20 protein-coding genes are annotated in these 21,460 nt (G+C 48.1%); 8 read left to right on the forward strand and 12 right to left on the reverse strand.

All coding sequences use genetic code 11. The features are described from left to right. The first annotated feature begins 222 nt into the window (after positions 1-222). Positions 223-1,413 (forward strand): glycosyltransferase family 87 protein, encoded by a 1,191-nt coding sequence (locus tag AC5JLB_RS07180; RefSeq protein ID WP_495873151.1) that lies wholly within the window; start codon positions 223-225, stop codon positions 1,411-1,413. Positions 1,414-1,416: 3 nt separating this feature from the next. Here the strand turns inward: AC5JLB_RS07180 and AC5JLB_RS07185 are convergent, their stop codons facing one another. The 5 genes from AC5JLB_RS07185 to AC5JLB_RS07205 form a co-directional block, all read right to left on the reverse strand. After that, positions 1,417-2,187: a hypothetical protein gene (locus AC5JLB_RS07185; RefSeq protein ID WP_495873152.1), complete on the reverse strand. Its 771-nt coding sequence runs from the start codon at positions 2,185-2,187 to the stop codon at positions 1,417-1,419. Positions 2,188-2,192: 5 nt separating this feature from the next. Further along, complete coding sequence (locus tag AC5JLB_RS07190; protein ID WP_495873153.1) at positions 2,193-3,626, reverse strand: NupC/NupG family nucleoside CNT transporter; 1,434 nt, start codon at positions 3,624-3,626, stop codon at positions 2,193-2,195. Next, positions 3,626-4,438: a glycosyltransferase gene (locus AC5JLB_RS07195; protein WP_495873154.1), complete on the reverse strand. Its 813-nt coding sequence runs from the start codon at positions 4,436-4,438 to the stop codon at positions 3,626-3,628. The genes AC5JLB_RS07190 and AC5JLB_RS07195 overlap by 1 nt, the downstream gene beginning before the upstream one ends. A gap of 177 nt (positions 4,439-4,615) precedes the next feature. Continuing rightward, complete coding sequence (locus AC5JLB_RS07200) at positions 4,616-6,250, reverse strand: DUF2079 domain-containing protein (protein ID WP_495873155.1); 1,635 nt, start codon at positions 6,248-6,250, stop codon at positions 4,616-4,618. A 256-nt stretch (positions 6,251-6,506) separates the two neighbouring features. Beyond that, a complete protein-coding gene (locus AC5JLB_RS07205) occupies positions 6,507-7,796 on the reverse strand; it encodes a glycosyltransferase (RefSeq protein ID WP_495873156.1) in 1,290 nt (429 codons plus the stop codon). A gap of 74 nt (positions 7,797-7,870) precedes the next feature. Here AC5JLB_RS07205 and AC5JLB_RS07210 point away from each other — a divergent pair, with 74 nt between their 5' ends. The 3 genes from AC5JLB_RS07210 to frr all read left to right on the forward strand — a co-directional run bounded on the left by AC5JLB_RS07210 (position 7,871) and on the right by frr (position 9,478). Next, on the forward strand, positions 7,871-8,080 hold the full coding sequence (locus AC5JLB_RS07210; RefSeq protein ID WP_495873157.1) for a hypothetical protein: 210 nt from the start codon (positions 7,871-7,873) through the stop codon (positions 8,078-8,080). 134 nt (positions 8,081-8,214) lie between these two features. Continuing rightward, complete coding sequence (gene pyrH / locus AC5JLB_RS07215) at positions 8,215-8,943, forward strand: UMP kinase (protein ID WP_495694265.1); 729 nt, start codon at positions 8,215-8,217, stop codon at positions 8,941-8,943. After that, on the forward strand, positions 8,930-9,478 hold the full coding sequence (frr, locus tag AC5JLB_RS07220) for a ribosome recycling factor (protein ID WP_495873158.1): 549 nt from the start codon (positions 8,930-8,932) through the stop codon (positions 9,476-9,478). The genes pyrH and frr overlap by 14 nt, the downstream gene beginning before the upstream one ends. 100 nt (positions 9,479-9,578) lie before the next feature. Here frr and trpA read toward each other — a convergent pair whose 3' ends face one another. The 4 genes from trpA to AC5JLB_RS07240 form a co-directional block, all read right to left on the reverse strand. Then, positions 9,579-10,379 (reverse strand): tryptophan synthase subunit alpha, encoded by an 801-nt coding sequence (gene trpA / locus AC5JLB_RS07225; protein ID WP_495873159.1) that lies wholly within the window; start codon positions 10,377-10,379, stop codon positions 9,579-9,581. A 65-nt stretch (positions 10,380-10,444) separates the two neighbouring features. Beyond that, a complete protein-coding gene (locus AC5JLB_RS07230) occupies positions 10,445-10,762 on the reverse strand; it encodes a DUF3007 family protein (RefSeq protein WP_495694268.1) in 318 nt (105 codons plus the stop codon). Between the two features lie 9 nt (positions 10,763-10,771). Continuing rightward, on the reverse strand, positions 10,772-10,984 hold the full coding sequence (gene ndhL / locus AC5JLB_RS07235) for an NAD(P)H-quinone oxidoreductase subunit L (protein WP_162424593.1): 213 nt from the start codon (positions 10,982-10,984) through the stop codon (positions 10,772-10,774). Positions 10,985-12,228: 1,244 nt separating this feature from the next. Continuing rightward, on the reverse strand, positions 12,229-12,825 hold the full coding sequence (locus tag AC5JLB_RS07240; RefSeq protein WP_495873160.1) for an SMI1/KNR4 family protein: 597 nt from the start codon (positions 12,823-12,825) through the stop codon (positions 12,229-12,231). Positions 12,826-13,486: 661 nt separating this feature from the next. On the opposite strand from AC5JLB_RS07240, the gene AC5JLB_RS07245 reads away from it, so the two are divergent. Then, positions 13,487-13,699, forward strand: a complete 213-nt coding sequence (locus AC5JLB_RS07245) for a hypothetical protein (protein ID WP_495873161.1) — start codon at positions 13,487-13,489, stop codon at positions 13,697-13,699. On the opposite strand, the gene AC5JLB_RS07250 is transcribed toward AC5JLB_RS07245, so the two are convergent. Together AC5JLB_RS07250 and AC5JLB_RS07255 are read right to left on the reverse strand one after the other, a co-directional pair. Beyond that, the gene (locus tag AC5JLB_RS07250) at positions 13,696-14,748 is read right to left on the reverse strand and encodes an N-acetyltransferase DgcN family protein (RefSeq protein ID WP_495873162.1); all 1,053 of its coding nucleotides are present in this window, start codon (positions 14,746-14,748) and stop codon (positions 13,696-13,698) included. The genes AC5JLB_RS07245 and AC5JLB_RS07250 overlap by 4 nt on opposite strands. 5 nt (positions 14,749-14,753) lie before the next feature. Next, positions 14,754-15,104 (reverse strand): NAD(P)H-quinone oxidoreductase subunit M, encoded by a 351-nt coding sequence (locus tag AC5JLB_RS07255; protein ID WP_495873163.1) that lies wholly within the window; start codon positions 15,102-15,104, stop codon positions 14,754-14,756. A gap of 159 nt (positions 15,105-15,263) precedes the next feature. On the opposite strand from AC5JLB_RS07255, the gene AC5JLB_RS07260 reads away from it, so the two are divergent. Continuing rightward, a complete protein-coding gene (locus AC5JLB_RS07260) occupies positions 15,264-16,004 on the forward strand; it encodes a histidine phosphatase family protein (RefSeq protein WP_495873164.1) in 741 nt (246 codons plus the stop codon). A gap of 171 nt (positions 16,005-16,175) precedes the next feature. Then, on the forward strand, positions 16,176-17,045 hold the full coding sequence (locus AC5JLB_RS07265) for a hypothetical protein (RefSeq protein ID WP_495873165.1): 870 nt from the start codon (positions 16,176-16,178) through the stop codon (positions 17,043-17,045). An 8-nt stretch (positions 17,046-17,053) separates the two neighbouring features. On the opposite strand, the gene AC5JLB_RS07270 is transcribed toward AC5JLB_RS07265, so the two are convergent. After that, the gene (locus AC5JLB_RS07270) at positions 17,054-18,736 is read right to left on the reverse strand and encodes an ATP-binding protein (protein WP_495873166.1); all 1,683 of its coding nucleotides are present in this window, start codon (positions 18,734-18,736) and stop codon (positions 17,054-17,056) included. A 376-nt stretch (positions 18,737-19,112) separates the two neighbouring features. Between AC5JLB_RS07270 and AC5JLB_RS07275 the strand changes: the two genes are divergently transcribed. Further along, positions 19,113-21,230 carry a GAF domain-containing sensor histidine kinase gene (locus AC5JLB_RS07275; RefSeq protein ID WP_495873167.1) on the forward strand — a complete coding sequence of 706 codons (2,118 nt, stop codon included), beginning with the start codon at positions 19,113-19,115 and terminating at the stop codon, positions 21,228-21,230. Positions 21,231-21,460 lie beyond the last annotated feature (230 nt).

Genomic DNA, 21,460 nt, shown 5'->3' on the forward strand with positions numbered 1-21,460 from the left:
TCAGAAGGGGGGGACGGGATGAAGAATTGTCATTAGTTGTTAATGGAAAACGGCATGGGCAAGGCTTTGTAAGAAGGAGCGTCTTCGACCCACTTTGCAAGAAGAATCCCTTACGGCAACGCTTTGCAAATCATCCCCGCGTTGAACGACAATTTGAACAAAGTTGTGGTGTAGAGTAAGCTTCGTTCTGCGTCATTGATTGTTGAGAAGACGACTGAATTTATGGCTTCTGCACCCCGATTTTCGTTACTTCGCTTCATTCGCGAATACTTCATTTATCTCTTACCATCTGCACTGATTGTTTATCTGGTTTTAGAGTCGTATCAAATTGATCTTCGTCCTTATTACATTGCGGGCAAATCGATTTTGTATGGATTAGATCCTTACTTCAACCATGTCAATCAATATCCCGAGTTCTACACGCCAGTAAATGCAAATGACTCGCCCGGTTCAGGATTTATTTATCTACCGATCGCAGCGTTCTTCTTTGCGCCGCTTGCGCTAATGCCTTACATGACGGCAAAAATTGTTTACAGCGTTGTTATTTTAATTGTTTTATGGTTGCTTTTATTTGAATTAGTCAAGCAGAGTAATTTTGTGATTCAGGGCGAACCTTTACTCTTTGCAATGACTAGTTTTCCTGTTTTTGCTACATTTGAACGTGGACAAATCGACATTCTTGTTTGTTATCTCACGGTCTTAAGTTTTCTGATTTATCAGCAGTCAAGACAAAAAGTTCTGCCCGCTTTTCTAATCGCGATATCGTTTTGCATCAAACTATTCCCCGGAATTGCGCTGGTTTATTTTTTAATTAAGCGAGAGTACAAACTAGTTGCTTATGGAGTGGGGTTTATTATGGCGTTTCTTTTAGCGCCGCTTACCTATTTCAATTCGTCTATTTACGTTCATTACGTGCAGCGAATCTTACCTGAGGTGTTTGGCAGACTTACGAGTTCAGTGCCCATCAGCACGCATGGACAAAACACCCTCAATCGAGTCGTTACGTCGGTCGATAGCCGAGGATTGCGAGTGACCCACGATTTCGTCAACGGTTACATGAATCCGTTTTTACGCCATAGCCCAGTAGCGTCAATGATTGTGGGCGCGATCGCATTTGCCCTCCTACTCTATTATCTCCGGCGAGACACGCTCGAATTTCAGTTTTTTGCCATGATCAATAGCATTAATCTTTTCAATCCCAAACCCTGGATCACAGGAATCGTTTGGTATATTCCGCTATTCGTCTATTTGTTTGGCAAAGCGAATCATCTAGGTAAGTTTATTCTGCTTCTACCGCTGTTTATACCCCCATTTACTAACAGTAACGGAATGTTGGCCTATGCGATCGCATTAGCATTTGCGACTCCTCGATCAAGAAAGCGACTATTGCAGCCTATGACTGCGCCGCAATAAGGTTTACCGAAGCGATTGAAAACCATCTACTAACGCAGATGCCGCGCCTAACACGCGATCGCCGCCTGATTCTGTTGCCGCAATCAGCAGCAGTAGCACACCATCCCGCACCTGACGCGATAGAATCACACCGCCCACGGGCTGAGTTTGCCCCGCGATCGTTAGATTCCCTGTCCAGTCGAGTTGCAGTCCGCCCGCAATTGATCGCACTTCTCCTGTAGCAAAGCCTTCACCCTGCTTAAACGCGTTCTGCACGACTCTAACCAAGGCATCGTTAGGCAGTAGTCCGCCCGCAACGCCTAACTGCGCCTGAGGCTGCATCTGCACGGTATAGGCCAAGTTACCATCAGGCGACTCGATCAACACTGAACCTGCCAACGGACTCACCTTAAAATCCTTGAGAATGCCGACCTTAAATTGTCCACTCGGATCTTGATACTCTCCGCCTAGGGGTAATGGAGTAGCCGTCGGAGCAGCAGGCAACGGAGTCGAGGGAATGCCTCCGGGTGCAATGGGAACTGGCGTAATCGTCGGAATCGGCGTGATAGAAGCGCTTGGAGATGGAGAGGCAGACGGTGAAGCCGTCGGAATCGGGGGTCGTGGATTGGGCAGACTCGGATCAACGGGAATTGGATCGACAGGGACGCCTATCCCACCACTCGGAGACGGCGAGGGCGACTGAGCAATCACAGAAACAGGGCGACCCATCAGCAACGCAATAGCAACGATCGCACCTATAGTGCATCCAATCATCCAACGGCGTCTCGATTTCATGACTCCTACCCTCTTAGTACCGATGCATTACCAAAATAAAACACGCCAGCGACACAGCCGATCATCAGCGTTGCTAACGTCGCCGCCCACAGTGCCTTCCAGCCCAATTCGCTCAAATCTTTGCGACGCGACGGAATCAAAGCCGAAAATCCGCCGACAAAAATTCCGACTGAGGGCAAGTGAGCAAATCCACACAGGGCGTAGCTGACAATCAGCAAACCGCGATCGCTAATCACGCCCTGACTTCCTAGAACCGCAAGCTGCTGATATGACGGCACTTCGGTCAGAATTAATCGGCTACCAATCAACACCGAAGCTTGCCAGAGTTCATTCCAATTTTGCGAAACGCCTGTGAGAAAGGTGAGCGGCAAAAACAGCGCTCCCATAATGTTTTGCAGGGTGATCACTTGGAAAATTAAGCCAATCCGCCGCAAAATTAAACTGTTGCTGTTTGCGAGAGACGCGAGATTCCCAAAGAAGAGATTGACCAAGGCAATCAGTCCGAGAATCGCAATGAGTAGAGCCGCGATCGCAATGGCCAACTTCACCCCTTCCATTGCCCCAACGATCACACTCTCCATCGCATTGATCGATTCAGCCGGTTTATCATCGCTCTCGTTAATGTTCTCTTCGGGCAGACTGCCTAAGGTCTTTGGTACTTCTGTCTCAGGAACCAACAATTTAGACATCACAAAACAGGCAGGAATCGCCATTATCGACGCGGAAACCAAATGTCCTGTAATATTTGGAAACGTCGGACGCAACAGCCCAGCATACAGCGCTAACACAGTTGAAGCAATGCTACCGTAGCAGGCCGTGAGAATCGCGCAGAGTTCACTACGAGTCATGTCTGCTAAAAACGGGCGAACAACAAGCGCCGATTCAATACCGACAAAGATATTCGTTGCGCCGCTGAGCGCTTCTGCACCGCTCAGATTCATGGTTCGCCGAAACAGCTTAGCAAACGCTTGAACAACAGGCTGAATCAGCCTCAAATAATAAAGCAATGACATCAAGGCAGAGAAGAAAATCACTGAGGGCAATGCCCGAAACGCGAAGACATAGCCCAAGCTGAGGTTTTCGGGACTTAAGCGATCGCCCGGAACCGGAACATAGGGAGGCGTCACCGCTCTTGCGATCCAGCGTCCTACCAGAATTGGACCCGATGGAGTGGCGGGATTGGGAACCAGCAACGGGCCAAAGATAAATCGTGCGCCCTCTTCTGTGGCATCTAAAATGGCATTCACGCTGGTGCTAACGGCACTCACGAGGGTACGAGTGATCGGAAATGTAAAAATTAACAATCCCAGGACTAGCTGTAGCCCAATTCCCCACAAAATCACCTTCCAAGAAATAATTCGGCGATTTTCTGACCCGAGCCAAGCAATGCCGCACAGAGCAAAGATGCCAGCAAATGACAGCAGATTTAACCAAGACATTAGCGGTACAAACCCATACAATCGTTCAATCGAATCTTTAGCAAATCTATCAGCATTCGGATCGAATCTTGCAGCAGATTCACGTTTGATGGTTTTAGCCGATGGCGAGTAGAAACTTTGGCTGGAATTTCGCCGATCGTATAGCCCCACTTTTTCGCCAAATAAATCAACTCCACATCAAACGCAGCATCCGTTAGCTCTTGAGCACCAAACAGATTTCTAGCAGCCTCCCCGCGAAAGCCGACTAAGCCGGACTGCATATCGCTGTAGTTAAGATTCAAAATGCGGCTCGCTAGAAAGTTAGAAACTTTTCCAGCAAGTTTGCGCTTCAGCTTTAGTTTCTTGCCATTGCCTCTTGCTAGGGTTCGAGCGCCGATCACAACGTCACACGATCGCAGCTTTTCAACCAATTCATCCAAGTGATCTAACGAGTAGCTCAGGTCGCCATCTAAGTAGCAAATAATATCGCTATCGGTATATTCCACGCCGCGTCGCACCGCATATCCTTTACCTGCACGAGGGCTATAGGACAACAGTTCAATTCGTCTAGCTTTGGTGGCATACAGTCCGGCTGCCAAAATTTCTTTGGTGCGATCGCATGATCCATCATTGACGAAAATAAACTTATAATTTGGATGATCCGGCAGGTAGTGCAGCAGTGCTTCAAACGTCTTTTGAATAGACGCTTGTTCGTTATAGACGGGCAAAATGACCGAGACCTGCCCCGTTACGCTGAAGCGAGTAGACAGTGAATGATTCCCGGTGCGACGCGCGATCGGAGGAGTTTGTCTTGCCTTCGGATAATTACTCACAGTTAATTACTCACAGTCGGTTCACCAAGAGATGCTACGGTACATTGGTTTCTTGATTTGCCGTCCTTTCTGCTGAAGTTGGCAGCCCATCATACCGCAGGTTGACTAGAACACATAAATCACGATACAGGAAAAGATGAAAGAGACGCCTGTAATTTGGTTTGACCGCCCGATCTTTTAGGAACGGATTTGATTCAGTAAGAGCGCCCATTGGTTCAGCGCTTGAGGATCAGACGGCTGGCTCTTTGCAAGCAAAACAACGCCATCTTCAACCTGAAGCAGTCCGTACTTGTCTTCAGCGAGAAGTTTTTCGATTTGTGGAACTGTCGTGCTGAGCGCCGCTCGGCTGTCAGGAAAGGCTTTGCTGTACTCAGCAAGTTGCCAAATGTCTGCGATCGCATAGTCCACCGAAATCTTCTCGCCCCGATCATCGTAAAGCTCAACTCGTGGCAATCGCACGACTGCTCGCCGCGTCGAGACTTGCGGAATAATATACGTCGTGGCAGAAACGCTGACATCGCTGGGGATTCGTTTTAGCAGAGTATTGATATGTCTGGCGTGTTCCCACTGCCGTGTGATGGGCACAAACACCCACGGACGAATTGAATCTGGAATGATAAATGAAAGCGATCGATTCGGATTGCTGGTCAAAATCACTACAAGTGACAGAGCAATGCACGCTTTCCAAAATTTTTGAAACTTGGGTGTAAACCGCTCTGGGTGAAGTGACCACCAGAGGATTGCGCCGTAAAAGATTCCCGGAACCACCGCGATCGCATAGCGCAACTGAATCGCTAGTGCCGATACTCCCTTCTGCGACATCAGTGACAGAAGCGGAAAGCCTGCCACGACCCAAGACACTCCCGAAACGGCAGGGACAAAGGCAAGCGGAAGCCAATGACCCAACAGATAGCCAATTCTGCGATCGAGGGGTAAAAACACGCTCGATAAGAGTTGTACCGGATGGGTAATCATGCCCCACAGCACTTGCAGCGTCGATGGACTAGGCGAATCGACATATTGTGAAAACCGCTTCGCTAAATACAGCCGCGAACTGTCGGGTGCAAGATTCGGCAAAATTGCATTAGTGACAATCATCATGTAGCTAAAACTCACCACGCAGACCGCCGCGCCAAGCCACAGGTGGCGACGACTCAGCATCAGATACACGCCAATCCCAAACAGAATGATTCCCGCTTCTTCTCGAACCCCTAAAAGCAGCACGGCACAGACCCAAAACCAGATCCAGCGCTGCTTTTCCATTGCTAGCAATGCGCCAAACGCGAATAGAGGAATCTGACAGTGTTCGTAGAAATTGGCGAGCGTAGGACTGACGACCGCGATCGCGCTGTAATAACTTCCGGTAATCCACAGCGATAGTTGCGGTACGAGATAATGACGGGCTAAGGCATACAGGACTAATCCGCCTGCGGTCATCAGTCCCACTTGCAGCACGATGAGCGTGACCGGATGGGGAAACAGCGCGTACAACGGCAGCCACAGCAGAAAATCTAAAACAAAATGCTGTCCTAGATGGACAAATGCAACGGTTGGCGTGACTCCATCTTCTAGCGTTACAACTGAGTTTGCCGACGTGAGTGAGCTTTGAAACCATCGCCCATGCAAGTTATTCCAGAACAACTGATTAAACAGCCCCTGGTCATAGGATGTGTAGAACGTGAAGTAACGGTGAATTCCGATTAGCAGGAGACCGCAAAAGAAAATTGTGGCAAGCAACACTGCTCGCTGCACACCAAGCCGATCCTGTTTAAGTAAAGATCCAAAAATAGCCGGAAGTTTCAACGCCGCCATAGAATCGCTCTATCGATGAGTTGTGCCAATTGGTTGTAGGCAACTATACCGTAATTCATTCGCCGAAAGAGAGGACGCTAGTGCTTTGTCAAGCAAGGGATGAGGGATGAAGTGAAGAAGCCATCTTGATTTCATCCCTCATCGCGAAGCGGGGCGAAGCCCTCCCTCAAAATTTCATTGACAGTCCATTAATGCTGTATCAATCAAGAGACGCCTACGGCAACGCTTCGCAAAGCGGGACGAAATAAGAACAACTTCATCCCTCATCCTTCATCCCCATCTCTGTCGTGTTGTGCCTATGAGCATTCAACGTTTGCGCGATCGCAGCACACGCTCCCCCTACCCCGTCTTCGCTGCTGATTACCTGTTGAATCGCGGCGGCATTTTTGGCATAGCGCGGATTACTCAACACGTCCCGCAGTACGTTGACTACTCGCTCTGCCCGATAGCGGATACGTGGAATGGTACGCGATGTTCCCAGGCGTTCTAAGCGGGCGGCGTTATCTGGCTGATCGTGACTATAAGGCATCACAACGGTCGGACAGCCTGCTCTGAGTGCTTGCGCCGTTGTACCAATGCCGCCTTGATGCACCACAACAGAGGCACGAGAAAAAATCGCAGAGTAAGGCGCATAATCAAACGCAACAATATCTGAAGTTAGTCCGCTCGGTTGAGGATTCTTGCCAATCAGCAGAACGGCACGACGATTTAATCGCTTCGCCGCTTCGATGCTTTCGTCATAGAAGTTTCTGGGGTCAAAAACGGCTGCTGAACCTAACGTAAAGACGATCGGCGGCTCTCCCGCGTCTAAAAACGCTTTTAGTTCTGGAGTCAGTTCTGAGTTGCCATCGTAGAAGACAAACCCCGGCTGGACTGTGCTTACTGGCCAATCCGGTTGCGGAGCCGCAAATGCCGCAGAGAATAATGCTAGAACAAGATAAGGGGAGAATTTGCTTGTCGTAATCGGATTGCCTGTAGGCGGTAAGCCGAGTTCTTGTCGCAGTTGCCGCAACGGTTTGCTCCAATCCCAAGTGGCAAGATTTGCAGAATCAATGACTCGGCGCGTTACGACTGGAGGCAGCGATCGCAGCGCCGCTAGCCCTGGCAATCCTGGAAAAACGGGCAGATCGTAAGCCGAAAGAAACGAAATGGGAGATAACACCGCGATCGCCCAAGGAATCCCTAACGTCTCCGCTACCGATCGCCCGACATAGACGACTTCGCCTGCAATGATCAAGTCTGCATTCTGTGCGGCAGCGAGCAAATCAGCATAGGTTTCCCGCACAACGCTCATCAGCCCCTTCACCACAAACTCAGTTCCCCTTCGGCTGTCCATCAGTTGTGCCATGAGTTCAGGCTCACTCTCCGCCGCATAATGAGGACGCATCGCCCTAAACTCAAGCCCTAACGCTTCGATCGTCGGACGGTATTCGGCATGAGTGGCAACGACGACCTCATGACCTCTTTCTTTCAAGCCCAAACCGAGCGCAATCATGGGATGAAGATCACCGAGCGATCCGATCGTCGCTAACACAATTCGACTCATTGCCTCATCTCCTAATCGTTCGCTGCATTCACTTCTACAAGTCTGACGGACTTTATCTTAATAATCTTGCGTGAGTGGCAACACTCCAAGTTCAACTCACCGTACATGCTGTGCAACTCACTGTACACGCCGTACAACTCACCGTACAACTCATGCAACTCACCGTACAGCTTGTGCAACTTGCTTCTCACGCTATGCAACTTACCGTACACGCCGTACAACTCACCGTACAACTCATGCAACTTACTGTACAGCTCGTGCAACTTACCGTACACGCCGTATAACTCGCCGTACAGCTCATGCAACTTCACAAACGAAACAGCTTGACAAAACCTAAAGCCTACCTGATGAAATTTCCACAAATCCACCATCTGCTGTTATCTTTGTTGGGAACCAACTATCACGAAAAATAAATACAATGGGAGTCACGTATCGGCGGATTCTGCTAAAGCTTAGCGGGGAAGCTCTAATGGGAGAGCTTTCATACGGAATTGATCCTGCCGTCGTCAATGGCATTGCTGAAGAAGTTGCTGAAATCGTTCAAAGTGGAGTCCAGGTTGCGATCGTCGTGGGCGGCGGAAATATTTTTCGAGGCGTCAAGGGTGCAGCCGCTGGGATGGATCGCGCCACCGCAGACTACATCGGCATGATCGCGACCGTGATGAACGCGATCGCCCTGCAAGATGCGCTCGAACAAATTGACGTGCAGACGCGGGTACAAACTGCGATCGCCATGCAAGAAGTGGCAGAACCATACATTCGTCGCCGCGCCATGCGTCATCTCGAAAAAGGTCGCGTCGTGGTGTTTGGCGCAGGGTCAGGCAATCCGTTCTTTACCACCGACACCACCGCCGCCCTGCGTGCTGCTGAGATTGGAGCAGATGTCTTATTTAAAGCTACAAAGGTAGATGGAGTCTACGATTCTGACCCGACGAAGAATCCGGCAGCAAAACGCTTTCAAAGCCTAACCTACGCTCACGTTCTCACGAACGACCTGAAGGTTATGGACAGCACTGCCATCTCTTTATGCAAAGATAACGACATCCCCATCATTGTATTTGACCTTTCGGTGAGAGGAAATGTTCGTCGGGCAGTGATGGGCGAGTCGATCGGAACGATTGTCGGAGGTTCTTGTGAAGTTTGCTGATGTCGAAGACCATATGCAAAAGGCGGTCGAAGCCACGCAACGGTCTTTTAATACCATTCGGACAGGTCGAGCGAATTCGAGTTTGCTCGATAAAATTGTGGTTGAATATTACGGTGCGCCCACCCCGCTCAAGCAAATGGCGAACATTTCTACGCCAGATGCTTCGACGATTCAAATTCAACCCTACGATCGCAGCAGTTTAAATACGATCGAGAAAGCGATCTCGTTGTCAGATATCGGTTTAACGCCCAACAACGATGGCTCGAACATTCGGCTGAACATTCCGCCATTGACGAGCGATCGTAGAAAAGAACTTGTGAAGCTTGCTGCTAAGTACGCTGAAGAAGGGAAAGTGTCGGTTCGCAACATTCGCCGGGATGGTGTGGACGCGGTGAAGAAGCAGGAGAAAGCCAAAGAAATTTCTGAAGACGAATCGAAAGATTTGCAGGACAAAATTCAGAAGCTAACGGATAAGTACACGGCTGAAGTTGAACGGGTTTTAGCGGATAAAGAAAAAGACATCATGACCGTCTAATTAGATTGATGTGCTAAGACGTAAATTGAAAAAGCGATCCAAGAAATTGGATCGCTTTTTCAATCGCTGAAGATGTTCACGGTGATGTGATTGATTGCGTTTACTCAGACACGATCGCGCTTCTCAGACTTTGGCAAAACTCTGCGATCGCAGCCAATCCTTCTTTCGGTGTTCCTTCCGATAAGCGCTTCACAACCGCACTGCCCACAATCACCGCATCCGATCCCCACTCCATCACTTGATGCGCTTGATCAGGCTGAGAAATTCCAAACCCGACCCCAATCGGTTTATCTGTCGCTTGTCGGAGTTCTAGAATCAAATCTTTGACGCGAGATTGCATTTGGGCACGCATTCCCGTTACGCCCGTCGTGCTGACGAGGTAGATAAATCCTTGAGATTGCTGTGTGATCGCGGCAATTCGCTCTGCCGAACTTGTCGGCGCAACCAGCAGAGTTACTTCAATCCCATAGTCCTTGGCGGGTTTTAGCAGCGCATCCGCTTCTTCTAGCGGCAGATCAGGCACAACTAATCCTTTTGCGCCCGCTTCCGAAATTTCTTTGAGAAAGCGTTCGATGCCGCGATTGAGGATCGGGTTGTAGTACATGAATAGGATGATTGGTGATCGCAACTCTGGCGTCACGTCTTTTAGCAACTGAAGCACATCTTCGAGACGTGTTCCTCGTTGCAGCGATCGCGTTGCCGCTGCCTGAATCACTGGGCCATCCGCCAACGGATCAGAGTAAGGCACGCCCAACTCGATCAGATCAGCTCCACTGCGATCGAGCACTCGTAATGCTTCTGCCGTCGTCCCCAAATCTGGATCGCCAGCCGTAATAAAGGGAATCAGGGCACATCGAGCGTGATCTCGAAGCTGCTCGAAGCATTGAGAAACTGAAGTCATGGCTATCCTCTAGAAAGCGTAGATCAGTAGGGTACTGTAAATTTGCTCCTAGACATACCCATTCTTCATGAACCCGGCTTTCCTTTGCGTTCCTGCTCAACCTCCGCCTGAAGCTTTTCTAGCTCTTCTGGCGTCAATTCTTCTAGCCGCTTCTGAAGTACAGCGTCCTCGTAGTCTTTTAGCTGCTGGTTGTAAGTCATATCTTTGCTGACCACACGGAACAAGTAACTGGCTAGCCAGCCCACCAATCCGCCGACCAGCAGCAGTTGGCTCCAGATTCCAGCGCTGAGACTATCAATACCCGCGCCTTTCAGCAGAAAATAGGGCACTCCACCCGCCAGGAATACCCCGATTGTGATTGCGATCGCATCAATTCGACGCATTGACGTTCCTTATGCCTCAATCTGACGGCGCTTTGGTCTGAAATTGAGAAACGGCGAGAGCGCAAACAGCCCCGGAAAGAAGAAAAAGACCATGAAGTACATAAATGCTCGTTCAAATGAGCTTGCAACGTACCAACGCTTCTGTAGGTAGAAAAATAGAATCAGGGGCACGACTAATAGATAAGTACCACCGAGCGCTAAGTATAAGAGAGCAACAAGCATAGCTGTACTGCTGTAGCAACTTTCCTATCGTACCGTTTTTCGGGGTAAGGAATCTTTACTGAACCGCAGAATGCTGAACTTTAGGGCTTAGAGAGTGCTGCGATCGACAAAGCCAAGCTCCGAAGGATTGCTCAACAACGTGGATGCTCGTAACGAATACTCGTAAAAAGTTGATAAGTTGCTCAATTAATGGTGAAATAAACAAGGTAAAAGCTCAGCCTTTGTCCGAAGTGGACTTACGACTAGTAATAAGAAAGCCGTGTGCTGACTCTTTGCTTGTCTGAAGTTAGGTTCTGGCACTTTAGCTGAAGCAAACTTGGGGGCGTGGCGGAATGGTAGACGCTACGGACTTAGATAAATTGAGCACCTGAGCAGAAATGCTTTGTGTGAATGGAGTCAAATTCGGTGAACGCTTTAACCTGCCAACGCCGAGCTAAGCTCTAGGTCAATACGTTATCTCTCAGATTAACGTGTTGCTAGAGAAAGTGTAGAGACTAGACGGCTCCTACCTGACTGGTGCAGTGCGCTAAAAGGTAAAGGCATAGTCCAGACTACAAACACGCTTAAAGGAAAACCAACTGAAAGCGTGGTGGCGAAAGCTACAGTAGTAAGAAAATCCGTTGACCGCAAGGTCGTAAGGGTTCAAGTCCCTTCGCCCCCATTTTTCGCACCTATTTCATCAGAGTTAGTGAAATTGCTCAACTAGTCTGTATGAGCAGGTTCTGGGGATTTATCAGCTCTCTAGAACCTTTTGTTTTTGATACAAAAGTTCTACTTCACTAGCCAAAAAACTTTCCACTATTGCCATAAAATTGACATAACCTTTTGAACCAGTTACTAGCTTTGAAGTTTGTCTACTAGCCTTGTAGCACTAGGCTATTCCTTGAATTGACATAAGTTATGTCAGAAAATCTCCAGTCTTATGTCAAAATTCCCTAGTCCTGCATCAAACCTTCTAGTCTTTCTCTATAGTCAGAGGGTAATCTGCTAGATCACCTGTCCTACTCCACACCAAAAACATAATGAAAAACATAATGTTTTTCTGGGGTGTGCAAGCAGGGCAATCGACACCTTTCGGTCTAATACCCTTGATTGGGGGAGCTATAGAGAAAGCGTCAGCCTAATCAATAGTTATGCCGCAAATCCTAGGTAGAGGCACTAGTTTGCTAATGTTCACGGTCTGATTGCCTGCTACGTCATACTCATACTGCTCTAATGCTTCATCTATCGTGCTCTTAGCATAGCTAGTCATTCCTATCTTCTGTGTCTTCGTCTTCAACAGTAACGCGGATATTAAAAGTGCGCGGTTCTTCTTCTGGCTCCAATCTCAGATCAGGGGGCAAGAGACGAAAATCATTCTCGATAAATAGTGTTTGAATAAACTGAAAAAAGCTTCGCCCAAACTTGCACCATCTATAGTTTTCAAAGGATGCAATGTAAATGTCGTAGCTTTTGTCTGTTTCGCTGTAAGTTCTGCTATCCCAAAAGAAAGACATTGCCTCACCATTAGTCCCAAACTCAAGTGCATGAGCAAATAATTGACGTAGAGATACTAAATGCTTTGCCGTTTCAGGGTCAAAATCTTCAACATCTTGCATCTCCAAGTTCTCCATACTATCTGATGCATATTCGGTAAAGTTGTTTCCTTCTTCTGAGGGCGTAGAGATTATGCCAAAGCGAAAATATCCGTCTCCAAAGACTTGGCAAAACTCCTTGTATTCTTCAGGTAGAAGCAATCCGGTTCTTGCTTCAAAGGCATCAAGGTCTGCACGATTGGATTTATTCCATTCGTCGCCAACAACTTGGACTTCTAACATTGCCTGTTCAAAATCTTGCAACATGATTGAAACTTTTACTTTCTGCAATTCAGTAAGCTTTCGTCATCTGTAAGACAGTACTTCAAGTGTTTCAGTATAGATATAAAGCTACTCAGGGGTGCTCTATAGAATCTGTGAAGTATGAGTTCTCCCTCATGCTTCCTTTCTGGTAAAAACATTAATTAAATAATTAATGTTTTTACCAGAAAGTGTAAGCAGGACAATAAGCCTCAATTCAGGCATTGAAAGGATTGGGGAACAAACTGTCATATATCTATTTTTATCTATGCTTTAGTAAATTGTATTCCGTGGCGAACTCATCCACTAAACCAATTATTCTAGTGACTCATCTAAAAGCACTTCTTCATAATAAAAAGACTAATCAAACAGTAGTATTTTTGATCCCGTGTTGATACACTAGCGTTCAATAGAACGGACTAGCAGAGTACTGGTCATACCCTACTAGCCCTGACTCCATAACTACTGACATAGCTAAGGAGCTAATTGATTATGCGTTCAATTTGCACAGATGAACGATCGATTCGTTCGTCTACTGTTCATCGTTTACGATCGGCTTTCTCTAGTGCGATCGCACCCGCTGCCTCATTCAAGTGTTTTCAATACTGCTGACCTCCAAGCTATAATTGGTGGCCATACAAGTACACTCTTGTAATGTGGAGTGCTTATGACCACTCGCCTAGAAGTTGAATCGGCGATCAAGCAACTACCAGAAGAAGAAGTCCGCAATCTTGCAAAATGGCTTCAGGAATACCTTGATGAGATGTGGGATCAGCAAATTGAAGCGGATTTGGCATCAGGTAAATTGGATGGCCTGATTGCTCAAGCCGAAGCAGACATCGCAAACGGCAGTGATCAAGATTTCGGAGTTGTTGTCTAATCAGCTTCACGATCGAGAATGGCATCGAGTAGTACCTCTGCGCCAAAGCGAATCGGATCGGTGCAAGGCAATCCTGTTTCTTCTTGGGTGATTACGATCGCACCCGCTGCCTCATCCTCATTCAGATGTGCCGTATTTAAAGCAATGCCCGCAACCTTAGTCGGCGCAAACGATCCTCCGGCTGCCGCGACTGTTTCATAGACCGTCACCACGTCCTTGAGCGGCGGAATTGGTACATGAGGAAAATTGCGGATTTGGAGTTGCCCCGCCCGATGCACCAAGATCAGATGAGTAGGTTGACTTCCCCGCAGTAACGGCAGCGTCGCAGTTGACGCAGGATTAAACAGAGATCCCTGTCCTTCAATGTGCAAAATCTCGTAATTTTTCCCGTGGCGCATCACCAACTGTTCCACGGCTCCTGACGCAAAATCGACTCGGACGGCATCTAGCGCAATCCCATCGCCTGCAATCATGATGCCTGCCTGCCCAGTGCCCAGGAAGCGCGATCGCAGTCCTCGCTTTTGCCCGACGCGATCGAGTGCCAAACTGGTAGACATCTTGCCGACGCTCATATCGGTTCCCACCGTCAGAACTCTTCGACAGGGCAACTCTCGCGCTTGTCCGCTTCCCACGTTTAAGCCCGGAGGTTCTTGTCTAATATCCCAAATCCACTGCCTGGGTTGAAGCAGTTCTTGAAGCTCGGGAAGGTCGGCTAGACGAGTGTGCAAACCGTTCACAATCGATAAGCCCGATGCAACGGCTTGCGTCAGTTCGGGTAGCCATTCATCCGGCAATGCTCCACCAGATGGCGCAATCCCGATCGCAAGAACGTTAGGTTGATAGGCTAAAGCCTCGGAAACTGAGGCGACAATGGGCGCATCACAAGCAGTATTCGTCAGCGATCGCAGCGATTCAGTCGCACAGTCTCGATCAATCACCACTGCGATCGCATCAGAACGAAAGCGAATCAGTGCCAGTCCTGTCTTTCCTTGGGTTCCCCGAATTCCTCCGCTTAAGAGGACAGCAATGCGATCAGTAGACTTCAACATTGGGTCTACGGAGTCGTATCATCCACATTGAGACGCGGCATTCCCATACTGTAGTTCAGCACGCGGCTATTCAGGTTGTAAGAAATCTCGCCCTTATTGAGTAGCGATCGTACAAAATGTTCGAGATCCGATCCAATTTTGCGTAGGTTATACTCGGTCAAATCTTGTCCGTCATACGACTCAACGAGATCGTCAAATTTGCGATACACCTTTTGCAACGCATCATCGTTCCAGTTCAACTCATTGTCTGGATCAACATCCAGCGTCATAACGTTGTTGCTAGGAACTAACTCGTTATCTTGCACTTCTGCTGTGAAAATATGAATGTGGCGCGTCGTGGACTTCACTAATGTCATAGGTCAAACTAGCTTTTCTTGGCTCTTCTCTTGCAATTGTAGTTGTACTTATGACCGATCACGTCAGCTTACTAAGAGCGAACTTAAAATTTTCACTCCCCATCTTTAGATTCACCCAACCCATCTTTTAACTCCGTCCCTCAACCCTCCTTCACGTCCATGCCTAAAGTCTTAAAACTCCTGTTCATCCGCCACGCCCAATCTCAAGGCAACGTTGAAAAACGGATGCAGGGACATGAAGAGTTTGAGTTATCGGATCTCGGCAGACAGCAAGCCGAAAAGTTATCAAAACACTTATTAGCTGATTCTTGGCGTCCAAGTCACGTTTACAGCAGTCCGCTCAAACGTGCCGCTCAGACAACCGAAATTTTGTTATCAGGGTTTCAATCGGCAATCTTGCCCTCAACGGTGAGCGATCTAATCGATTCCGCCACCGAAGCTCCGCCAGAAGATAAACCGATTCGTCGCCCGATCGTACTGAAATACGCGGAAGAACTCAAAGAATTTCAAAATGGCGTCTTCAAGGGTCTGACTTGGGTAGAAGCACAATCTCGCTATCCCGAGTTCTGTCGCAAACTTGAAGCGTCCTCAGACTGGATTCAGATTCCTGAAGCAGAATCGCTGAAAGACGCTCGCGATCGCGCTCGAAAATTTATACAGCGTTTACTAAATCTTCACAAAGATGGAGATCAAGTCTGGATCGTAAGCCACAGTTGGATTTTGCAGCATTTAATTGCAGAATTACTGGGCAGCGATCGCTCGTGGCGACTGCGTGCTGGAAATACCGCCTTATTTGAATTTTGGCTCGATCGATCGCGTTGGAATTTAGATAACCAAAACCGCTTTAATACTGACCTATGGCAGATTCGGCGCTTCAACGACAATCGTCATTTGCACTAGAAAATAAACCTCTAACTTCGAGACAAAAAACTATTTCTGCACTTTTTGCTAGCTAATCCATACTTCATTCGTGTCGCGGTTCCTGTTTTTTATCTAGTAAAGTCAAATCAAGCGATATATTATCGTATTGGTTTCAAATGCAGGGTCTTTTCATCGTTTACTGCTAAATTCATGATTGCGAATCCAGCGAACGACATCCTTCGACAGGCTCATCAGGGCAGTGTTGCAGCTATCATCCAAGTTCTCAACGACAAACTTGCGGATTCGGGAGTACGAACTCGCGCTATTTTTGCAAACGGCGTGTTGCAATTGCTGTGCGAAGCTCCGACCGCCGAACAGCTAGAGCAAACCTATTTGATCGATCGCATCCGCCAAACCCTCGAATCGATTTCGCCAAAGAACATTCGGCGAGTCAATATCAATTCCCGGCTCGTTCGTGAGCAGCAGCTTCTTTGGCTGGATGAGATTCATCGCGATCCCGATGGACAAGTGCTGTGGTCAAAAGAAATATCGCTGAAGTGCAAAAATATTCTTCGCCGAAGCGCTGAAGAGTGGCGCGAAGCGTTTGCTTATAAAGACGATTTTCGGAAGCCGCTATCGGTTCAAGCTGCCCGTGAAAAGCGTTTGTTCGCTAAGGGTGTTTTTGGCGGTTTAGGAATCAGTGCTGCCGTGTTAGCCGCAGGCTGGGGTGCCTACTCTTGGCAAACTGGAGGCTTTCCTCAATTGCTCCAATCTACGTTAGCAATTACGGCGCAGAAGTTGGTTCCTGCATCGGATACAGCCCCAAGCAGTCAGGAAGTGAAGAAGTCTAATCTGGCGCAAGATCCGTTTGCTGTGGCTGTCCGGCTAGCTGAGAAAGCCTCTAAAATGGGTACAACGGCTCAGACGGCTCCACAGAAACAGGACGTTGCGAAGCTGTGGGAACAGGCATCTGAGTTGATGGCATCTGTTCCTAAATCCGACAAACGGAGCGCGATCGCGCAAGATCGTACGGTTCTCTACCGCAAGTACAAAGAATCTACTCTAGAACGACTGAAGTAAATGCTTCTCTAATCGATACTGCGCCCTCGAACCGTTTTTGCTCGACTAGGAACGGCAACGGGCGCTCTTTCAAGGGTGCGTTCTTGAATGTGATGAACCTGGAAGTGGCTTTGCCACATGGCGGGGGCATCCAACGTTTCTCCGCCATGTTTGGTGAGTCGCTGCCTCACTTTACATAGTACTGGAGTATTGACACAGGCTCCCGCCACAATGATTTGCCCCTTCGTTAAAGCAGGCAGTTCTTTCAGCAGATCGCGCCCTGCGGCTTCAACTCCATACTTCAAACTATCTTGATCGACTGGATTCACAATTCGCATAATGAACTGACTCATGCACTGAGACAGCACATCCGAATCTAGTTTTCCAGGACGTTGGGTGATGAGTCCCACGCCTAGCCCAAACTTTCGACCTTCACTAAGAATGGTACGGATCACTGCTTTACAGCGCGAAGGCTCGTTAGAAGGCGCAAATCGATGGGCCTCCTCTAATAGAATGAAAACCGGGAACGGCAAATAATGTTCGTCTGTTTTGGCAATTAATTCCTTGTGAGTGTTCATCCGGGCTTGATTCGTCTGCCGGAGAACGGCGGCACAAATGACCTGCTGTTCCTCTTGGCTGATCTCATTCATCTGTAGAACAGTGACTTGCCCCGGTTCAAATAGTTCTTTGGGTCCAATACTGTGTTCTAGCGGGTGGAAGTACTGCGATCGCTCCAGTCGCTCCAATTTCCACTCCAGCGCAGGAGCCGACGAACCAGATTTCTCATTACCATCATCATCGACTTGAATATCGGCTTCTCGCACCGCCGCGATTAAGTCCTGAATGCCCCAGCGATAGTCCCCTTTCTTGTGTCGCTGCAACAACCGATAGGCTTTGTTAAGAATCGATTGTTGACGATCGCTCATCTCGGGCAGCAGCGTCAAGACATCGTAATAATCCAATGACGACACCCGAATTCTAATATCATCTGGCGTCATCACTTTTACCTTTGGCGCATAGCCATCGGGTGTTTGGAAGCTAGGATGCCCTCGCATGTCCGTTAGCGTTCCATATTCACCATGCGGATCAAAAATTAGAACTGCCGCTCGGTTGTGCGGCAATAGCAGTTCTTCGACCAAGACTCCTGCGGTATAAGATTTTCCCGATCCTGTACCTGCCAAAATCGCCATGTGCGTGCTAACTAGCTCTTTCACATCAAGCGCGATCGGCACAGCATCTCCTTCTCTTAGCAGCAATGACCCAATGTGTGCGGCTCCTACTTCCCGCGGCTGCTTGCGGTTAAGAATGTGCCGCAACATATCATCGTCTGCTAAATGCACCTTCGCCCCTGGATCGGGCGTCTTGCGAGGATTCATAAAGCCCAGTGCGGTGTGAAAATAACCAATCACATCAACGCTGACTTCGTAAATCTCAGGATTGGCGTATGTGAATCCAACGAGCGCCGCGATCGCTTCTGGGCTAATTTCTGTATCTGCAAAAATACGGTCAGGTAAGTGATCAATCAATCGCCTATCCGAAATTTTGCCCAAAATTTTGCGCGGCTCTCCAGCTTCAGAAACTTGGTAGTATACGTACTCGCCAATCTTGACATAGCGATTGTCCGATGTAATGAATACATACTGATTGCCGTTTTCACCCGGACCTTTGACCGTGCCAACGACGCCAGAAGAAGGGGAATGCTCTCTGCTCATGGGCAAAACCGCCTGCTGTGATTCACCTAATGTCCGTTCAAGTGTACTATGCCAACGCCGAAAGAACGAATAAAACCAGCAATTTTCGCCGCTTTATTCTCGCATTCTACTTAGCTTCATGTCTTGTCTCTCCCCTTCGCCTACACCTCTTGACTTTATTTTGTCTTTTAGGTTTTCAATCACGCGAATTTACGGATACTCTTCATGTCTGCACACGCTAACCTGAAAGCAAGGAGCATGACTAAAGAGGCGTAGGTAAAAAGGTACCAACTTTAACAACAATGCCAACTTTTCTCTAGTCGCTAACAGCTACTCTGCCAGCCTGACTTTAAGGTGAGTTGACTCGAAGGTACTGTAAGCACGGGCATATGACAGGATGCAAGCAAGAATTTCGCGATCGCAGCCAGAATTGCAAGAAGTGATGGGACGAGTCATGGACTCCCTAAATCCTAGAGAAGACCTTCTTCTCGTTCAATCCAATTGTGTACCTTTACTATCTAGCTATCCCGTCGAGCCTACGGCATCGCACTCAATATCGAGTCCGTCTAGCCATAGCTCATTAGAGGTGATAGCAGCGCGACGGCTGATGCAAGTTGTAGCGACCGCTGCGCCTGTGTGTGCCTTGTTTAGCCTTGCAGAAACGTTAAGCCAAACCTTCGGCGCAGCAGGGTGTGTTATTTCGGTGCAAGCCAGTTCTACCGTGTCTGAACAGTTGATCTACTGGTTTTCTAATTCGCAGATTGCCACTACACTGCCAGAAATCGTATCTCACCACAATGCGATTAGTGTGGAAGGCAAGCTTGAAAGAACCGCAGCCAGATTTGAGGAATCTACTGATGTATTTACTCTAGAGCTACAGCATAGCGACAGCGTTTCAGGAACAGTAATCAGTCTAGCCACTCAGTGTCAAGGGCAGACGAATGCAGTAGTTAGCTTGCTGCGAGGCTCTGAAGGATCGCTTATGTCAGTTTCTGATTGCCCGGTTGACTACTGGACAGAAGCTGAAGTAAATACGTTCAACACAATTGCTGATCAAGTGGCCGTTGCAATTTCGCAGATTTTATTGCAGCAACGAGTTCACAAGCAAGCTCAGTACCAAACGCTACTGCGACAAGTCACTTTGGCGATTCAAAATTCTGCTGAACTGTCACAAGTTACAGAACTTGCCATTCGAGGAACCGCACAAGCGCTTGGAGCCGAACGTGCATTTTTATTGCGATTGAAGTATTGGGATCCTAGGCAAAGCTTGCGGATTGTCGATCGCGTTCCTCCAAAAGCAAGAGTAATCGTCGACTGCCACTGGCAGCACAGCTCGTTAGAACTGTCTAGCTCGGAAGACCTAGAGGCGGTATTGCCCTTGAGCCAATCGTTTTGGGCGTCCGAGTGTGTGATCTGCCAGACCGCCCTCAACAGCACAGAGGAATTTCTCACATTTTCAAACAAGTCTGCTTTTCCATCGCTGACCGAGACGACTAGCATCGCTCCGATCTTCGATCCTGAAACAATGGCTTCTTTGATGCTAGTTCCGCTTGAGAGCAAAAATCGCCTACTTGGGTTTATTGCATTGCAGCAGCGTCAACCCCGGACTTGGCTGCAAGAAGAAGTCGAACTCGTTGAATTGGTCGCGGCTCAAGTGAGTTCAGCGATTTTGCAAAAAGAGACGCTGCGCCAAGTTGAATCGCTCGTTGAGGAACGGACATCTCAACTTCAGCAGAGCTTAGAGCTTCAAGCCAAGTTGTACGAGATCACTCGTCGGCAAATTGAGAAGCTACGGGAAATGAATCAACGAATGGATGAATTTCTCAGTACGCTAAGTCATGAACTGCGGACACCACTGACTAGCATGATGCTGGCAATTCGGATGCTGCGGGAAGCAAATTTATCGCCAGAGCGGCGTCAGCAGTATCTCAATATTCTGGAGCAGCAGTGTGCCCAAGAGACAAGCCTGATCAATGATTTATTAGCGCTGCAAGAATTAGAAACGAAACAGGTTGCTTTCCAGTTTCAGCAGGTCAATCTTAATCCAGCGATTCAAGATTTGGTGCAATCGTTCCATCAGCGTTGGGCGCTCAAGGGTTTGAAGTTAGACATGGACTTGCCGCCGCGATCGCCGAAGTTTAATACAGATGTAGCGAGCTTTAATCGAATTTTGTTGGAACTGCTGACCAACGCTGGAAAATACGCTGATCCGAATAGCACTATTTTCCTGAAAATATCACAGATGCCTGGACAACAAATTCAAGTGATGTTGTCAAATATTGGCTCTGGTATTTCTGAAGAAGAGCTACCTCATATTTTTGATAAGTTCCGTCGCTGTCAAGGAATGACAAAAAATGCGGTTTCAGGTACCGGCTTGGGACTTGCCCTAGTGAAGAGTTTAGTCCAGCACCTGAACGGAACAATCACAGCCTCAAGTCTGCCAATGGATGGGTCTCAGTCTTACGAAACCTGTTTTACCATTTTGTTGCCGCAAAACCTTGACCTTGGTGAGTAGTTGACCTTGGTGAGTAAAAATAATTTGTAATTTGTAGCTGATCAATACTGTGGCAATGCGGTGAATGATTTAGTTGAGTGATCCTTTGGAGTTTGGCAACGCCAATCGCTAATTCATTGGCTCTTTCATCAAGCGATGTCGATTTGGATCTCATCGTTTAGCATGCAGCAAGATTGAGAAATTCAGTCCTTCTGCCAGCCTCTATTCCTATGAGTTTGGCAAGGTGGATC

The sequence above is a fragment of the Myxacorys chilensis genome, assembly GCF_059505265.1.

Excerpts from the sequence above, each read along its gene's own strand:
- AC5JLB_RS07180 (WP_495873151.1), top strand. The coding sequence starts at position 223 with ATGGCTTCTGCACCCCGATTTTCGTTACTTCGCTTCATTCGCGAATAC.
- AC5JLB_RS07240 (WP_495873160.1), bottom strand. The coding sequence starts at position 12,825 with ATGTTGCAAGATTTTGAACAGGCAATGTTAGAAGTCCAAGTTGTTGGC.
- trpA (WP_495873159.1), bottom strand. The coding sequence starts at position 10,379 with ATGACTTCAGTTTCTCAATGCTTCGAGCAGCTTCGAGATCACGCTCGA.
- AC5JLB_RS07185 (WP_495873152.1), bottom strand. The coding sequence starts at position 2,187 with ATGAAATCGAGACGCCGTTGGATGATTGGATGCACTATAGGTGCGATC.
- AC5JLB_RS07275 (WP_495873167.1), top strand. The coding sequence starts at position 19,113 with ATGCAAGCAAGAATTTCGCGATCGCAGCCAGAATTGCAAGAAGTGATG.
- pyrH (WP_495694265.1), top strand. The coding sequence starts at position 8,215 with ATGGGAGTCACGTATCGGCGGATTCTGCTAAAGCTTAGCGGGGAAGCT.
- AC5JLB_RS07270 (WP_495873166.1), bottom strand. The coding sequence starts at position 18,736 with ATGAGCAGAGAGCATTCCCCTTCTTCTGGCGTCGTTGGCACGGTCAAA.
- AC5JLB_RS07245 (WP_495873161.1), top strand. The coding sequence starts at position 13,487 with ATGACCACTCGCCTAGAAGTTGAATCGGCGATCAAGCAACTACCAGAA.
- AC5JLB_RS07205 (WP_495873156.1), bottom strand. The coding sequence starts at position 7,796 with ATGAGTCGAATTGTGTTAGCGACGATCGGATCGCTCGGTGATCTTCAT.
- AC5JLB_RS07200 (WP_495873155.1), bottom strand. The coding sequence starts at position 6,250 with ATGGCGGCGTTGAAACTTCCGGCTATTTTTGGATCTTTACTTAAACAG.
- AC5JLB_RS07190 (WP_495873153.1), bottom strand. The coding sequence starts at position 3,626 with ATGTCTTGGTTAAATCTGCTGTCATTTGCTGGCATCTTTGCTCTGTGC.
- AC5JLB_RS07255 (WP_495873163.1), bottom strand. The coding sequence starts at position 15,104 with ATGACATTAGTGAAGTCCACGACGCGCCACATTCATATTTTCACAGCA.
- AC5JLB_RS07230 (WP_495694268.1), bottom strand. The coding sequence starts at position 10,762 with ATGCGTCGAATTGATGCGATCGCAATCACAATCGGGGTATTCCTGGCG.
- AC5JLB_RS07250 (WP_495873162.1), bottom strand. The coding sequence starts at position 14,748 with ATGTTGAAGTCTACTGATCGCATTGCTGTCCTCTTAAGCGGAGGAATT.
- AC5JLB_RS07260 (WP_495873164.1), top strand. The coding sequence starts at position 15,264 with ATGCCTAAAGTCTTAAAACTCCTGTTCATCCGCCACGCCCAATCTCAA.
- ndhL (WP_162424593.1), bottom strand. The coding sequence starts at position 10,984 with ATGCTTGTTGCTCTCTTATACTTAGCGCTCGGTGGTACTTATCTATTA.
- AC5JLB_RS07265 (WP_495873165.1), top strand. The coding sequence starts at position 16,176 with ATGATTGCGAATCCAGCGAACGACATCCTTCGACAGGCTCATCAGGGC.